At 74.6% G+C, this 14,410-nt stretch carries 13 protein-coding genes; 8 read left to right on the top strand and 5 right to left on the bottom strand.

Annotated features, from left to right (window positions below):
* The first annotated feature begins 14 nt into the window (after positions 1-14).
* A complete protein-coding gene (locus tag ACIP4Y_RS26395) occupies positions 15-1,301 on the top strand; it encodes a hypothetical protein (RefSeq protein ID WP_401397958.1) in 1,287 nt (428 codons plus the stop codon).
* A gap of 77 nt (positions 1,302-1,378) precedes the next feature.
* On the opposite strand, the gene ACIP4Y_RS26390 is transcribed toward ACIP4Y_RS26395, so the two are convergent.
* A complete protein-coding gene (locus tag ACIP4Y_RS26390; RefSeq protein ID WP_358637719.1) occupies positions 1,379-2,749 on the bottom strand; it encodes a PH domain-containing protein in 1,371 nt (456 codons plus the stop codon).
* Positions 2,746-3,249, bottom strand: coding sequence for a PH domain-containing protein (locus ACIP4Y_RS26385; RefSeq protein ID WP_401397955.1), 504 nt, complete (start codon positions 3,247-3,249; stop codon positions 2,746-2,748). The genes ACIP4Y_RS26390 and ACIP4Y_RS26385 overlap by 4 nt, the downstream gene beginning before the upstream one ends.
* Before the next feature lie 31 nt (positions 3,250-3,280).
* Here ACIP4Y_RS26385 and ACIP4Y_RS26380 point away from each other — a divergent pair, with 31 nt between their 5' ends.
* Positions 3,281-4,432 carry an NADH-quinone oxidoreductase subunit D gene (locus ACIP4Y_RS26380; protein ID WP_401397953.1) on the top strand — a complete coding sequence of 384 codons (1,152 nt, stop codon included), beginning with the start codon at positions 3,281-3,283 and terminating at the stop codon, positions 4,430-4,432.
* A gap of 39 nt (positions 4,433-4,471) precedes the next feature.
* Here the strand turns inward: ACIP4Y_RS26380 and ACIP4Y_RS26375 are convergent, their stop codons facing one another.
* Entirely contained in the window at positions 4,472-5,716 is a 1,245-nt protein-coding gene (locus tag ACIP4Y_RS26375) for an SAM-dependent methyltransferase (RefSeq protein ID WP_401397951.1), read from the bottom strand.
* Between the two features lie 118 nt (positions 5,717-5,834).
* Here ACIP4Y_RS26375 and ACIP4Y_RS26370 point away from each other — a divergent pair, with 118 nt between their 5' ends.
* Both ACIP4Y_RS26370 and ACIP4Y_RS26365 read left to right on the top strand, forming a co-directional pair.
* On the top strand, positions 5,835-7,040 hold the full coding sequence (locus ACIP4Y_RS26370) for a sensor histidine kinase (RefSeq protein WP_401397949.1): 1,206 nt from the start codon (positions 5,835-5,837) through the stop codon (positions 7,038-7,040).
* Positions 7,041-7,117: 77 nt separating this feature from the next.
* Positions 7,118-7,789 (top strand): response regulator transcription factor, encoded by a 672-nt coding sequence (locus ACIP4Y_RS26365; protein WP_358637709.1) that lies wholly within the window; start codon positions 7,118-7,120, stop codon positions 7,787-7,789.
* 28 nt (positions 7,790-7,817) lie between these two features.
* On the opposite strand, the gene ACIP4Y_RS26360 is transcribed toward ACIP4Y_RS26365, so the two are convergent.
* Complete coding sequence (locus ACIP4Y_RS26360; RefSeq protein ID WP_401397947.1) at positions 7,818-8,921, bottom strand: DUF5937 family protein; 1,104 nt, start codon at positions 8,919-8,921, stop codon at positions 7,818-7,820.
* A 185-nt stretch (positions 8,922-9,106) separates the two neighbouring features.
* On the opposite strand from ACIP4Y_RS26360, the gene ACIP4Y_RS26355 reads away from it, so the two are divergent.
* The gene (locus ACIP4Y_RS26355) at positions 9,107-9,316 is read left to right on the top strand and encodes a hypothetical protein (RefSeq protein WP_401397945.1); all 210 of its coding nucleotides are present in this window, start codon (positions 9,107-9,109) and stop codon (positions 9,314-9,316) included.
* Positions 9,317-9,335: 19 nt separating this feature from the next.
* Here the strand turns inward: ACIP4Y_RS26355 and ACIP4Y_RS26350 are convergent, their stop codons facing one another.
* Positions 9,336-10,508 (bottom strand): threonine aldolase family protein, encoded by a 1,173-nt coding sequence (locus tag ACIP4Y_RS26350; protein ID WP_401397943.1) that lies wholly within the window; start codon positions 10,506-10,508, stop codon positions 9,336-9,338.
* A gap of 184 nt (positions 10,509-10,692) precedes the next feature.
* Here ACIP4Y_RS26350 and ACIP4Y_RS26345 point away from each other — a divergent pair, with 184 nt between their 5' ends.
* The 3 genes from ACIP4Y_RS26345 to ACIP4Y_RS26335 are packed head-to-tail and all read left to right on the top strand — an operon-like array spanning position 10,693 to position 14,386.
* Complete coding sequence (locus ACIP4Y_RS26345; protein ID WP_401397941.1) at positions 10,693-11,703, top strand: Rossmann-like and DUF2520 domain-containing protein; 1,011 nt, start codon at positions 10,693-10,695, stop codon at positions 11,701-11,703.
* Positions 11,700-12,692, top strand: a complete 993-nt coding sequence (panC, locus tag ACIP4Y_RS26340) for a pantoate--beta-alanine ligase (protein WP_358637699.1) — start codon at positions 11,700-11,702, stop codon at positions 12,690-12,692. The genes ACIP4Y_RS26345 and panC overlap by 4 nt, the downstream gene beginning before the upstream one ends.
* On the top strand, positions 12,689-14,386 hold the full coding sequence (locus ACIP4Y_RS26335) for an L-aspartate oxidase (protein WP_358637697.1): 1,698 nt from the start codon (positions 12,689-12,691) through the stop codon (positions 14,384-14,386). The genes panC and ACIP4Y_RS26335 overlap by 4 nt, the downstream gene beginning before the upstream one ends.
* Positions 14,387-14,410 lie beyond the last annotated feature (24 nt).

Raw genomic sequence — 14,410 nt, 5'->3', positions numbered from 1 at the left:
GTAAGTTTCTGGCCATGCCACGTGGACGCCACCGCCATTCCCCGCCTCTGCACCGGCTGTTGCCCCCGTCGGCGATCGCCGGCGTCTCCGTCGTCTGCGCGCTGGGTCCCTGGGTGTTCACCGAGGCCACCGTGGTGCGCGCACTGGCCGCAGCGGCCGCCGTGACGGCGGTCGTCGGCGCGGTCGTGATGCGCCGCTGGGACGCGCAGGCGGGCAAGCAGGTCGCCGAACTCACGCGCGCGCGTGCCGGCGACGAGTGGCGGTACGAGGAACGGGTCGCCGAACTGGAGACCGACCTGGAGGAGTCCCGCGAACTGCGCGCCAAGCTGGAGCAGCGGCTGCGCGCCAAGCGGGCCGAGCTGGCCGGCCTGCGCAACGAGCACGCGGCCCTGCTGCGCCGGTACGCCACCGCGGAGACCGAGCGCGCCAGCGCCCTGGAGGGGCGGCGGCTGCTGGAGCTCGAAGCGGGGGTGCCGGAGCCCTCGTCGTCGCCCGCGCTGCCGCCCGCGCGGAGCGCCGAGCCGGAGACGGCCGCCACCGAGGCCTCCGCGGCCTCGACGGGCTCCGAGGACGAGCCGGCGGCGTACGCGGTGTTCTCACCCGAGGGCGCTCGGCTCTACCGGCAGGCCTTGACGGCCCTGGCCCGGTTCGGCCGGGGGACGCCGGGCGAGCCCGAGCCCGAGCCCGACGGTGAGGCCGAGCCCGACGTCGAGACCGAGGCGGAGGGCGTGGAGGCGTCCGAGACCGGGGCCGACGAGGCGGAGGCCGGCGAGCCGCAGGCCGCGCTGCCCGAGCCCGCCGAGGCGGACGCGGATGCGCGAGCAGACGCCCATGCGGACGCCGTGGCCGGTGCGCTGGAGGCTCCCGCGGAGCACGAGTCCGAGGCCGGGGCCGCCGCCAAAGGAGAGGGCGCCCTGGAGGCCGTGACGGACGGTACGGACGCCTCCCGGGCGGTCGAGGTCGCCAAGTCCGCGGGGCAGCCGCCCGCCGGGCACTTCACGGTGCCGACCGCGGTGGCCGTCGTACCGGCGCCGCCCGCGCGGCGGCCGGTGGTCGAGGGCGGCTTCGACTTCTTCGGCACCCAGAAGGGCGCGCCGAAGGCCACGCTGGACTCCGTGCAGAACGAGGACCTCGCCGACGTCGTCGGCCCCGAGGCGCTCGCCGTGCACAAGGCCGAGGCCGAAGCCGGCTTCAAGCCCGCCGACGCGCGGTCCCGGGAGGTCGGCCAGATCATCGACCTGACGGCGCACGACGAGACCGAACAGATCGACGTCCAGCGGCTGCGCAGCGCGGCTTCCTGAGCCGCCGTCAGCCGTACTCACCGGGCCCGGTCTCCCTGCGAGGGAGCCGGGCCCGCTGCGTGGGTGCGGCGCGGGGGCTAGCCGGTGGTCATCCAGCGGTCGGGGCGGGCGTTGCGGCGGCCCGTGCGGGAGCGTTCCGCCTGCTCGTGGAGGAGGCGCGCGGCCTCCTGGGCGTCGCGCAGGCGGGCCGTCACGGTCTTGCCGGCTCCCGTGTCCACGTGGACGTCGGCGAGCCCCCAACGGCGCCTCCAGGGCCCTTGGGTGAGCCGTACGCTCTGCACCTTGGCGTGCGGGACGAGGGAGAGCCGGCGGCGCAGCAGACCGCTCCGGGCGGCGAACACCGCACCGGTGACCGCGAGCCGGTGCCCGCGCCACCACACCGGCACGCACCACCGGGCCCGCCGCGGCACCCGCGACAGCTCACGGGGCACCGTCACGCCGGGCAGCACGCGCGCGACGACGGATTCGGCGACCGCGCGCGGGGCGACCGGGATCAGCACCGAGTTCTCGGAGCCGGCCACGTCCAGCTCCACCCGCACCCAGCCTCCCCCGCTCTCGGCTCCGCCCGAGCGGGGGGACCCCCATCGCCGCCACAGCAGCGGCTCCACGATCCGCACGGTCTGCACCCGGCCCGGCGGCACCGTCTCGTGCGCCCGGTCGAGCAGCCCGTGGTCGATGCGCAGCCCGTCCGGGGACTCGCTCACCGTCCAGTCGAACTCGGTGACGAACCGGCCCGCACTGCTCGCGCCGGCCGCGCCGAACAGCGGCAGGGCGCTGGCGAGCACGGTCCAGAGGTTGTCGGTGACGAGCCACAGCACGGTCGGCACGACGAGCGCGGCGCACAGCGAGCCCCAGGTGGCGCCCGTCAGCAGCAGGGAGCGGGCCAGCTCGCGCGGGGGCACGTGCAGCAGCACCTGCGCCGGCGCCTCACCGACCTCGTGCGCCGTCTCGGGCGCGAAACCGGCCGCGCGCGCCAGCAGCTCCGCGCGCAGGGCTCGGGCCTCCCGCTCGCCCAGGAAGGCCAGCTCGTCCTTGTCGTCGGTGCCGACGACATCGATCCGCAGCTTGGCGACGCCCGCCACGCGCGCGAGGAGCGGACGGGAGACGTCCACGGCCTGGATGCGCTCCAGCCGGATGTGCGCGGTGCGCCGGAACAGCAGCCCGGTCCGTATGCGCAGCTCGGTGTCGGTGACGGCGTAGTGCGTGAACCACCAGGACAGGAAGCCGTAGAGACCGGCCGCCGGCACCAGCACCGCGACGCCCAGCAGCAGCATGGTGCCGGTCAGCCGCGTGAGCTGCTCCTGGGCGCCGTTCGGGTCGTGCACCGCCCAGCCGGCCAGCACCGTGAGCGGCGCCCAGGCGCGGCGGAAGGGCGTGACCGGGTGCAGCCGGCGCTCGGTGACGGGCGGGTGCTCGGGTATGCCGCCGGCACGGCCGGGGGACGTCACAGGCCCGCCGATCGTGCCTCGCCCAGCTCGGTCAGCCGGTCGCGCAGACGCTCCGCCTCGGCCGGGTCCAGGCCGGGGATGGTCGCGTCGGTCGCGGCGGCCGCGGTGTGCAGCTGTACGGTGGCCAGCCCGAAGCGCCGCTCCACGGGCCCGGAGGTCACCTCCACCAGCTGCATCCGCCCGTAAGGCACCACCGTCTCCTCGCGCCACAGCACACCGCGGCTGATCAGCAGGTCGTCGGCGCGCTCGGCGTACCGCCAGGAGCGCCAGTTGCGGCCCAGCAGCCGCCAGCACCAGGCGGCGCACACCGGTGGGAGCAGCGCGCAAGCCGCCCACGCGGGCCCCGCCAGCAGCCCGGGCAGCAGCCCCGCGGCGACCGCGAGCACCCCCGTCCACACCACCAGCAGCAGCCGGCGCACGCGCAGCAGTCCGGGCTCCAGCCCGCGCCACACCGGCTGGTCCGCCGGCGCTCCGGTCCCCTCGAGGCTCCCCGTTTCCATGAGCCCAGCGTACGTAGGGGAAACTGGGGCCATGACTCCTACGGCGGAGACCACGGTCGGCATCGGCGGCGCGGCGGAGAGCACCGACATGGTGCTCAACATCGGGCCCCAGCACCCGTCCACGCACGGCGTGCTGCGGCTCAGGCTCGTGCTGGACGGGGAGCGCATCGTGCACGCGGAGCCGGTCATCGGCTACATGCACCGCGGCGCCGAGAAGCTCTTCGAGGCACGCGACTACCGGCAGATCATCGTGCTCGCCAACCGCCACGACTGGCTGTCGGCGTTCTCCAACGAGCTGGGCGTGGTCCTCGCCGTGGAGCGGATGCTCGGCATGGAGGTCCCCGAGCGTGCGGTGTGGACGCGCACCCTGCTGGCCGAGCTGAACCGGGTGCTGAACCACCTGATGTTCCTCGGCTCGTACCCGCTGGAGCTGGGCGGGATCACGCCGGTGTTCTACGCGTTCCGGGAGCGCGAGGTGCTCCAGAACGTCATGGAGGAGGTCTCCGGCGGGCGCATGCACTACATGTTCAACCGCGTCGGCGGTCTCAAGGAGGACCTGCCGGCCGGCTGGACCGCACGCGCGCGTGCCGCCGTCGCCGACGTGCGCTCGCGCATGGACGTCTTCGACGACCTGGTGCTCGGCAACGAGATCTTCCGGGGGCGCACGCGCGGGGTGGGCACGCTCGCGCCCGAGACGGTGCACGCGTACGGCGTGAGCGGGCCCATCGCGCGCGGCTCGGGCGTCGACTTCGACCTGCGCCGCGACGAGCCGTACCTGGCCTACGCCGATCTCCAGGACACCCTGAAGGTGGTGACCCGGAGCGAGGGCGACTGCCTCGCCCGCTTCGAGGTGCTGCTGGCGCAGACCCACAACGCGCTGGACCTCGCCGACGCCTGCCTGGACCGGCTCGCCGAGCTGCCGCCCGGGCCGATCAACCAGCGGCTGCCGAAGGTGCTGAAGGCGCCCGAGGGGCACACGTACGCGTGGACCGAGAACCCGCTCGGGATCAACGGCTACTACCTGGTCAGCAAGGGCGAGAAGACCCCGTACCGGCTGAAGCTGCGCTCGGCCTCGTACAACAACATCCAGGCGCTGACCGAGCTGCTGCCGGGGACGCTGGTGGCGGACATGGTGGCGATCCTGGGGTCGATGTTCTTCGTGGTCGGCGACATCGACAAGTAGGCCGGCCGGCGAGCGGGCCGGCCGGCGGGGTGGCGCGGGCTACCGGCCCGGCGGGTCCTGGGGGTGCCTTGTCTCCCGCTCCGGCTCCTGCTCGGGCTCCCGCTCCAGGGGGTCCGGGATGCCGACCGGCTGGAGCAGCCAGCCGAAGTCGCCGAGACCGCCCGGTGCCGTCAGCTCGGCGGCCTCGCCCGCGCTCGCCAGCGCGCGCACGTAGGCGGCGGGATCCGTGGAGGCGAGCGCCAGCGGGGGGCGTGCGCCGGTGAGGTCGAGGGCGCGCAGAGCAGAGCGTTGCGTGAGGAGGCGCGCGGGAGGAAGCTCGCGCGCTGTTCCGCTGGTCCCGTGCGCCGTGCTTGCGGGCGCTTGAGCCGTGTCGGAAGGCGTGCGGGGCATGGTGCGCGCCGGGGGCAGGGGCGTATCGGAGGGTGTGGGCGCCGTACCGAGGGGCGTGCGCGCCGTGCCGTAGGGCGTGTACGTGGGACCAGGCGCCGCCGCGCACGCGTCCAGGGCGACGTGCGCCGTGATGTCGCACGACCCGTCCGGCACCGGTGCCGTCTCGCGGCCCTCCCGGAAGCCGGTGAGCGTGCCGAACGGGGGGCGCGTGTCCAGGGTGTGGGCGTAGTCCACGGCCACCGCCAGGCCCCGTACCACCCGGCCCACGGCCGCCGCCCAGGCCCGGTCCCGGGGCAGCCCGATCTCCGCCCGCAGGCCCTCCTCGGCCGGCAGCGGCCACCAGCGCCCGAGCCAGTCGGCCGCCGCGCCCGTCACGGGCTCCCCGAGCCGCTCGGAGCCGTCCTCCGCCACGAGGACCAGCCGGGGCACGCCCGCGGAGTCCACCTCCACGACGTCCACGGGCACGTTGTCCAGCCATTCGTTGGCGAACAGCAGACCGGTGACCGCGTCCGGGAGGTCGCTCAGCCAGGTGATCCGTTCGTCCAGGCCGGCCGGGCGCTCGGCGACCTCCACGGCGTACGCACGCGCGCGTGCCGCCACGTCGGCCGGCAGCGCGGCGAGCACTCCGCCGACCAGCTCGCCCCGCCCGGCGCCCATGTCGACGAAGTCCAGCACCGCGGGCCGGCCGAGCGCCGCGTCGACCCGGCACAGCAGCCGGGCCACGGCCCGCGCGAACAGGGGGGAGGCGTGCACGGACGTACGGAAGTGACCGGCCGGGCCCTCCGGACGCCGGTAGAAGCCGCCGTGGCCGTACAGGGCCGTCTCGGCCGCGGCGCGCCAGCCGCGCGGGCCGTGATGCGCGCGGGAGCCCTCCGCCGTCGTCTCATCCGTCACCGCACCAGACTAGGCACACAGATGATCACGGCATCCACCTTGCGGAGTACGCGCGCCGAGCGCGGATCGGTCCTTCGGTTGACCCCTGCACGCATCGGGTTTCCCTACGCTGGGTTACGTGCAGCGCCTCTATGACTTCCTCCGCCGCCACCCGACCTGGGTCGACAGCTTCTGGGCCGTCGCCCTGCTCGGGGTGTCCGCGGTGAGTGTGGTCAACCTCGACGGGGTGCCCGGTCACCACGGGACCATCGCCGAGGGGCTGGCCGTGTCCGCGGTCCTGGGTGCCGTCGTGGCGCTGCGCCGCCGCTTCCCGGAGCCGATGCTGCTGGTCGCCCTGGTGGTCGGGCTGGCCCAGCTGGTCCTGGACATCGAGACGACCGTCTCCGACTTCGCCATGCTGGTGATCACCTACACGGTCGCGGCGGTCGGCGCCCGCTGGGCCTCCCGGCTCGCCCTCGCCGTCAGCCTCTGCGCGGCGACCGTGGCCCAGATCCGCTGGCCGGCCGAGCAGGCCAGCTTCGCCGGGCAGATCGCCATAGCCGTCTTCCAGACGGTGCCCTTCGCCCTCGCCTGGGTGCTCGGCGACTCCATGCGCACCCGGCGCGCCTACTTCGCCCAGCTGGAGGAGCGCGCGGCCCGTCTGGAGAAGGAGCGCGAGGCGCAGTCGAAGGTCGCGGTGGCCGCCGAGCGCGCCCGGATCGCGCGCGAGCTGCACGACGTCGTCGCGCACAACGTGTCGGTGATGGTGGTGCAGGCCGACGGCGCCGCCTACGTCATGGACACCGCGCCCGACCAGGCGCGCAAGGCCCTGGAGACGATCTCCTCCACCGGCCGCCAGGCCCTGGCCGAGATGCGCCGCCTGCTGGGCGTGCTGCGCACCGGCGAGCACGAGGAGAGCGGGGAGTACGTCCCGCAGCCCGACGTCGAGCAGATCGACGACCTCATCGAGCAGTGCCGCAGCTCCGGCCTGCCCGTCGACTTCAAGGTGGAGGGCACCCCGCGCCCGCTGCCCAGCGGCGTGGAGCTGACCGCGTACCGGATCGTGCAGGAGGCGCTCACCAACACCCGCAAGCACGGCGGGCCCAACGCGGGCGCGAGCGTACGCCTGGTCTACTTCGACGACGGTCTCGGCCTGCTGGTCGAGGACGACGGCAAGGGCGCCCCGCACGAGCTGTACGAGGAGGGCGGCGCCGACGGGCAGGGCCACGGCCTGATCGGCATGCGGGAGCGCGTCGGCATGGTCGGCGGCACTCTGGACGCCGGCCCGCGCCCGGGCGGAGGATTCCGCATCAGTGCCCTGCTGCCGCTCAAACCGGCGCACTGACGCAGCCGTGCGCCTCTCTGTTGACACCTGTAACACCCTCCCCTGACGCCACACCACCGCATGACGAAAGAGGCCCGATGACGATCCGCGTGATGCTCGTCGACGACCAGGTGCTGCTGCGCACCGGGTTCCAGATGGTGCTCGCCGCGCAGCCGGACATGGAGGTCGTCGCGGAGGCGGGCGACGGCGTGGAGGCCCTCCAGGTACTGCGGTCCACCCCCGTCGACGTCGTCCTGATGGACGTCCGGATGCCGAAGCTGGACGGTGTGGAGGCCACCCGGCGGATCTGCTCCGAGCCCGACCCGCCGAAGGTGCTCATCCTGACCACGTTCGACCTGGACGAGTACGCCTTCTCCGGGCTGAAGGCGGGCGCCTCCGGCTTCATGCTCAAGGACGTGCCGCCCGGCGATCTGCTGGCCGCCATCCGTGCCGTGCACAGCGGTGACGCGGTCGTGGCGCCCTCCACCACCCGGCGCCTGCTGGACCGCTTCGCGCCGATGCTGCCCGCCGTCGGCAAGGAGCCCCAGCACAAGGAGCTGGGGCGGCTCACCGAGCGCGAGCGCGAGGTCATGCTGCTGGTCGCGCAGGGACTGTCCAACGGCGAGATCGCGGCCCGGCTGGTGCTGAGCGAGGCGACCGTGAAGACCCATGTGGGCCGCATCCTGACCAAGCTCGGTCTGCGCGACCGGGTGCAGGTCGTCGTGCTGGCCTACGAGACGGGGCTGGTGCGGGCCGGCGGCCACGGCTGACGGCCGGTGACCCGGTCCCGTACGCGACTCAGCGCAGGACGCCCTCGATGAAGTCGCTGCCCAGCCGGGCCACCGCGGACAGGTCCAGCTGGTGCTGGACGTACCGGCCGCGCCGGCAGTCGGTGACCAGACCCGCCTTCTTCAGCACCGTCAGGTGCCGGGATATCTCGGGCGCCGACATGCCGTGCGCGTCGGCCAGTTCGCTCGTGGTGTGCGGGGCGCGCGCGAGGTGCCGGCACAGCCGCATCCGCACCGGGTGCGCCAGCGCCTCCAGCCGGCGCGTGAGCTGCTCCACGGACGGGGCCTGCGGCCGGGGAACGCTCGCCGGGTAGGCGATGGAGGGCTGCCAGCCGTACCGGTGAAGGACCATCACGTGCGGCCAGCCGAGGCTGGTCGGCACCAGCACCAGGCCGCCGTCCCCGGTGGCGGTACGGCCCACCAGCAGCTTGTCGACCGTGATGAGCCCGGTCTCCTCGTCCAGCGAGACCGCCCCGGACAGGGCCGCGAGGGCCTCGCCGAGGCCCTTGCGGCGCAGCAGTTCGCTCTTGTGCCGGGCGTCCGCGGCCAGCTGGGGCTGGATGCGGGCCCAGATGTCGGCGAAGAAGGCGTCGTCGCAGTCGAGCATCAGCTGCCGGAACCAGGCGCGGACGGCCGGCGGATCGGTCAGCAGGCGGCGCGTGAACCGCTCCTGTACGGCCCCGCGCGCGGCGGCCAGCTCCAGGGAGCGCCGGCGCAGCTCCGGGTCGTCCAGCGGGCCGGGTTCCTGGACGTCGTAGCGCAACTGGCAGGTGAACTCCAGGGCAGCGTTGACGAACTGTTCGTCCGTCAACTTGTCCAACTGGTCCAGCTCCTCGGCGAGCGTGGCGCCGGGGACCGCGCGTCCGCCCGGGATGCCGGCGAACGGGGCGAAGACGTCCGAGAACGTCGTACGCCACAAGAAGTCCGCCTCGCACAATCGGTCGGCCAGGCACGGGTCCAGCCGGGAGGAGACGGCGGTCGCCCAGCCACGCAGCTCGGGGTGGTGGCCGGGCTCGCTCAGCGCGTGCAACGCCATCCCCAGCTCCGCCAGCGGAGAGGGCACGACGCAGACCCGCTCCAAGGGCAGCCCGGTGATGTCGATGGTCACGCTCATGCCCTCCATCGTGCACCCGCCCACTGACAGGGCCCGCGTCGATTGACGCCAGCCGTCAATCCACGGGACACCGGGGCGGACCGGGGGGCAGGCTGAAGGCACCGGGGCAGCCGCGGAGCCCGATCAGTCACCGAGCGGTCGGTGGCGCCAAGTGATCAGTCACCGTCCCGAGAAGGCGATCCGCCATGAGCATCACCCAGCAGTACCTCCTCGACAGCTACCGCGCCCGTCTGCACGGCGAGCCCGAACCGCCCGCGCCGGGCCGCCACGACCTCGACCTCGCCCGAGAGCTGCGCGACTACCGGCGCTTCCGCGCGGTCGTCGACGAGCGCCCGGCGCGCGGGCGGCTCAGGCGCACGCTGGCCCGCTGGCTGCGCCCCCGCGCACTCGGCTAGCCCCGGGGCCCGCGCGCGGTCACGCCGGGTCCGGCAGGCGGTCCACGAAGTCCCGTACGGCCGCGCGGACGTCGTCGGCCGTCCACTCCAGGCCGGCGGAACGGACGACGACCTCGGTGAACGCCAGGCCGGGGCCGCCCTCGTCCCAGGCGTTCGCGAAGAGCAGCACGGAGGTCTCCTCGGCCTGCCGCACGGCCGCCTCGGCCGGCACGCCGGGCTCGTACGGCAGCCAGACCTGGAACTCGTGGGTGTGCGGCACCTCCGGGTGGACGCGGGCCCAGGGCACCCCGGCCGCCGCGAAGCCCTCGCGCAGCGCGGCGGCCACCACGCGCGCGTGCCGGACGTACTCCGGCAGCCGGGGCAGTTCGCGCTCCAGGCCGATCAGCGCGGACAGGGCGGTCGGGAACTGCTGGAAGATCATGCCGCCGTACCGGTGCCGCCAGGTCTTCGCCTCCTCCACCAGCGTCCCGGGGCCGGCGAGCGCGGCGCCGCCGAAGCCGTCGACGGACTTGTACAGCGACACGTAGACGCTGTCGGCGAGGCCCGCGATGTCCTGAAGAGAGCGCCCGAAGTGCTCGGTGCACTCCCACAGGCGCGCGCCGTCGAAGTGCACCACCGCGTCGCGCTCCCGGGCCGCCCCGACGACCTCGGTCAGCTCCTCCCACGTGGGCAGCACGAAACCGGCGTCCCTGAGGGGCAGTTCCAGCATCAGCGCCCCGAAGGGCTCCTCCGCGTCGCGTATCTGGGCCGCCGTGGGCAGCCGGCGCCCGTCACCCACCCTGACCGGGCGCAAGCCGCTGACCTGGCTGAAGGCGTGCCGCTCGTGCACCTCGGGGTGGGACATGGGGTGCAGGGCCACCGTCGGATCGCCGGTACGGGCCGCCCAGCAGCGCAGGGCCACCTGCTGGGCCATGGTGCCCGTCGGGAAGAACGCGGCGGCCTCCGTGCCGAGCAGCGCGGCGACCCGCTCCTCCAGGGCCGCCACGATCCGGTTGCCGTAGACGTCGGCCGGCTCGTCCAGGTCGTACACCTCGTCCGCCGCGTCCATCAGATGGGCGAGACGGTCGCGGATCGAACTTCCCCAGCCGGCGCGGGACAGCACGCGCCGGGCCTGTCGCCCGGCCGCCGCGCGCCGCTCCCGCAGCCGCTCCCGCGTCTGTTGTTCCGTGTCCTGCTCACCCGTGTCGGTCATGCCGTGGATCATGCCGCGCCGGGGGCCGGGAGGGCACCGGGGTTTCCCCGCGCGCGGGCGCCGCCGGACGCGTGGCGAAACCCACAGCCTGTGGACAGCCGGCCGCCGTCGCACCCGATAGCGTTAACATGACGAGAAATCGTCCGGTACCCAGAGCGGACTGGAACGGGAAGGCCGCCGTCGCGTGAGTACAGTCCACCAGCCAGACCTCAAGGACCGCCCCGCGCGGCTCACCGTCGGCGTCGTCGGCGCCGGCCGCGTGGGCCCCGCACTGGCCGCGTCCCTCCAGCTCGCCGGGCACCGCCCGGTGGCCGTCTCCGGAGTCTCCGAGGCCTCCCGCAGGCGCGCCGAGACGATGCTCCCGGACGTCCCGCTGGTGCCGCCCGCCGAGGTCCTCCAGCGCGCCGACCTGGTGCTGCTCACGGTCCCCGACGACGCCCTGCCCGGCCTGGTCGCCGGGCTCGCCGACACCGGCGCGGTACGGCCCGGACAGCTGCTCGTGCACACCTCCGGCCGGTACGGCACGAAGGTCCTCGACCCGGCCCTGCGCGCGGGCGCGCTCCCGCTGGCCCTGCACCCGGCGATGACCTTCACCGGCACGCCGGTGGACGTCCAGCGCCTCGCGGGCTGCTCCTTCGGCGTCACCGCGCCCGAGGAGCTGCGGCTGGCCGCCGAGGCCCTGGTCATCGAGATGGGCGGCGAGCCGGAGTGGATCAGCGAGCAGAACCGTCCGCTCTACCACGCGGCCCTCGCACTCGGCGCGAACCACCTGGTCACCCTGGTCGCCCAGTCCATGGAGCTGCTGCGCACGGCCGGCGTGACGGCCCCCGACCGGATGCTCGGCCCGCTGCTCGGCGCCGCCCTGGACAACGCCCTGCGCTCCGGTGACGCCGCCCTGACCGGGCCGGTCGCGCGCGGGGACGCCGGTACGGTCGCCGCGCACGTCACCGAGCTGCGCAAGCACGCACCGCAGACCGTGGCCGGCTATCTGGCGATGGCCCGCGCGACCGCCGACCGTGCGCTCGCGCACGGCCTGCTGAAGCCGGAGCTGGCCGAGGACCTCCTCGGGGTACTCGCCGACGCGGGCCACGCCGGCCCCGGCAGCCGAGGAGGCGACGGAACCGGCGGCACGCACGGCACCGACGGGACGAACGGCACCGACGGCACGACCGGCACCGAGGGGAACGACCGATGACCACCGCCCTGCTGAGCACCGCCGGAGAGCTGCACGCGCGCGTGCGCCACGGCCGCCGCGCCGTCGTGATGACCATGGGCGCCCTGCACGAGGGCCACGCGACCCTGATCCGCACCGCGCGGGAGACCGCCGGCCCGGACGGCGAGGTCGTCGTCACCGTCTTCGTGAACCCCCTGCAGTTCGGCGCGGGGGAGGACCTCGACCGCTACCCGCGCACCCTGGACGCCGACCTGAAGCTGGCCGAGCAGTCCGGCGCAGACGCCGTGTTCGCGCCCTCCGTGGACGAGGTCTACCCCGGCGGTGAACCGCAGGTGCGCATCACCGCGGGCCCCATGGGCGAGCGCCTGGAGGGTGCCTCGCGGCCCGGGCACTTCGACGGCATGCTCACCGTCGTCGCCAAGCTGCTCCACCTCACCCGCCCCGACGTCGCCCTGTTCGGGCAGAAGGACGCCCAGCAGCTGGCCCTGATCCGGCGCATGGTGCGGGACCTGAACTTCGGCGTCGAGATCGTCGCCGTACCGACCGTGCGCGAGGAGGACGGGCTCGCCCTGTCCAGCCGCAACCGCTACCTCGCGCCGGACGAGCGGCGTACCGCGCTCGCGCTGTCCCGCGCGCTGTTCGCCGGCCGGGACCGGCACGCGGCGCAGGAGGCGCTGCGCGCGCGGGCCCGGGAAGTGCCCTCCACGCACGCGCGTGCCGAGGCACTGAGCGCCATAGGCGAGTCCCGCGCGGCGGCCGACGCGCACGCGGTGGCCACCGCCGCGCCCGGCGGCCCGGCGGCCGTCCGCGCCGCCGCCCGCCAGGTGCTGGACGAGGCCGCCCGCCTCGACCCGCCGCTGAAGCTGGACTACCTCGCACTGGTCGACCCCGCCGACTTCACCGAGATCGGCGACGACTTCACCGGCGAGGCCGTCCTCGCCGTCGCCGCCCGGGTCGGTTCGACCCGGCTGATCGACAACCTCCCCCTCACCTTCGGAGCCGCCTCGTGACCAGCACAGGCATACGACTGCACGCGCCCGCACCCGGCTGGGCCATCTCCGCGGACGTGGTCGTCGTCGGTTCCGGGGTGGCCGGTCTGACCGCAGCCCTGCGCTGCGAGGCCGCCGGGCTGACCACGGTCGTCGTCACCAAGGCCCGCCTGGACGACGGCTCCACGCGCTGGGCGCAGGGCGGCATCGCCGCCGCCCTCGGCGAGGGCGACACCCCCGAGGAGCACCTGGCCGACACCCTGGTGGCCGGCGTGGGCCTGTGCGACGAGGAGGCCGTACGGATCCTCGTGACCGAGGGCCCCGACGCGGTACGGCGGCTCATCGACACCGGCGCGCACTTCGACGAGTCCTCCGAAGGAGAACTGGAACTCACCCGCGAGGGCGGCCACCACCGCCGCCGGATCGCGCACGCCGGCGGCGACGCCACCGGCGCGGAGATCTCCCGGGCCCTCGTCGAGGCCGTCCGCGCGCGCGGGCTGCGCACCATCGAGAACGCGCTGGTGCTGGACCTGCTGACGGACGCCGAGGGCCGCACGGCCGGGGTCACCCTGCACGTGATGGGCGAGGGCCAGCACGACGGCGTGGGCGCCGTGCACGCGCCTGCCGTGGTCCTCGCGACCGGCGGCATGGGCCAGGTGTTCTCCGCGACCACCAACCCGTCCGTGTCGACCGGTGACGGCGTGGCGCTGGCGCTGCGCGCGGGCGCGGAGATCAGCGACCTGGAGTTCGTGCAGTTCCACCCGACCGTGCTGTTCCTCGGCGCGGACGCGGAAGGGCAGCAGCCGCTGGTCTCGGAGGCGGTGCGCGGCGAGGGTGCCCACCTGGTCGACGGCGACGGCGTGCGCTTCATGGTGGGGCAGCACGAGCTGGCCGAGCTGGCGCCGCGGGACATCGTCGCCAAGGGCATCATGCGGCGGATGCAGGAGCAGGACGCCGAGCACATGTTCCTGGACGCCCGGCACTTCGGCGCCGCCATGTGGGAGCACCGTTTCCCGACCATCCTGGCCGCCTGCCGGGCCAACGGCATCGACCCGGTCACCGAGCCCATCCCGATCGCCCCGGCCGCCCACTACGCCTCCGGAGGCGTCCGCACCGACGCCCGCGGCCGGACCACCGTGCCCGGCCTGTACGCGTGCGGCGAGGTCGCGTGCACCGGTGTGCACGGCGCCAACCGGCTCGCCTCCAACTCCCTCCTGGAGGGGCTCGTCTACGCCGAGCGGATCGCCGCCGACATAGCCGCCGCCCACGCCGGGAGCGGCCTGCACGCGCGCGTGCCCGCACCGGTCCCGGACCCCGGCAAGCCCGCGCACCCGCTGCTCGCCCCCGAGACCCGGTTCGCCATCCAGCGGACCATGACCGAGGGCGCCGGCGTGCTGCGCTCCGAGGAGTCCCTCGCCAAGGCCGCCGACCAGCTGCAGAAGCTGCACGCCGACGCCCGGGACGCGCTCCAGGAGAACGGCAAGACCGCCGAGCCCGGCGTGGACACCTGGGAGGCGACGAACCTCCTGTGCGTGGCCCGGGTCCTGGTCACCGCCGCCCGGCTGCGCGAGGAGACCCGCGGTTGCCACTGGCGCGAGGACCGCGCCGAGCGCGACGACGCGAACTGGCGGCGCCACATCGTCGTACGGCTCAATCCGGACCGGTCGCTGGCCGTACGCACCACCGACACCGCAGACTTCCCCCCTATCCGGTAACAGCGCCCCAGGAGCAGTGACAGA

The organism is Streptomyces sp. NPDC088810 (assembly GCF_044750305.1).
Classification (GTDB): Bacteria; Actinomycetota; Actinomycetes; order Streptomycetales; family Streptomycetaceae; genus Streptomyces.
This window is presented reverse-complemented; position numbering and strand designations above follow the sequence as displayed.

What these genes read in the sequence shown, in the direction of transcription:
- ACIP4Y_RS26395 (WP_401397958.1), top strand. Translation starts at nt 15, where the DNA reads ATGCCACGTGGACGCCACCGCCATTCCCCGCCTCTGCACCGGCTGTTG.
- ACIP4Y_RS26385 (WP_401397955.1), bottom strand. Translation starts at nt 3,249, where the DNA reads ATGGAAACGGGGAGCCTCGAGGGGACCGGAGCGCCGGCGGACCAGCCG.
- ACIP4Y_RS26380 (WP_401397953.1), top strand. Translation starts at nt 3,281, where the DNA reads ATGACTCCTACGGCGGAGACCACGGTCGGCATCGGCGGCGCGGCGGAG.
- ACIP4Y_RS26365 (WP_358637709.1), top strand. Translation starts at nt 7,118, where the DNA reads ATGACGATCCGCGTGATGCTCGTCGACGACCAGGTGCTGCTGCGCACC.
- ACIP4Y_RS26360 (WP_401397947.1), bottom strand. Translation starts at nt 8,921, where the DNA reads ATGAGCGTGACCATCGACATCACCGGGCTGCCCTTGGAGCGGGTCTGC.
- ACIP4Y_RS26355 (WP_401397945.1), top strand. Translation starts at nt 9,107, where the DNA reads ATGAGCATCACCCAGCAGTACCTCCTCGACAGCTACCGCGCCCGTCTG.
- ACIP4Y_RS26350 (WP_401397943.1), bottom strand. Translation starts at nt 10,508, where the DNA reads ATGACCGACACGGGTGAGCAGGACACGGAACAACAGACGCGGGAGCGG.
- panC (WP_358637699.1), top strand. Translation starts at nt 11,700, where the DNA reads ATGACCACCGCCCTGCTGAGCACCGCCGGAGAGCTGCACGCGCGCGTG.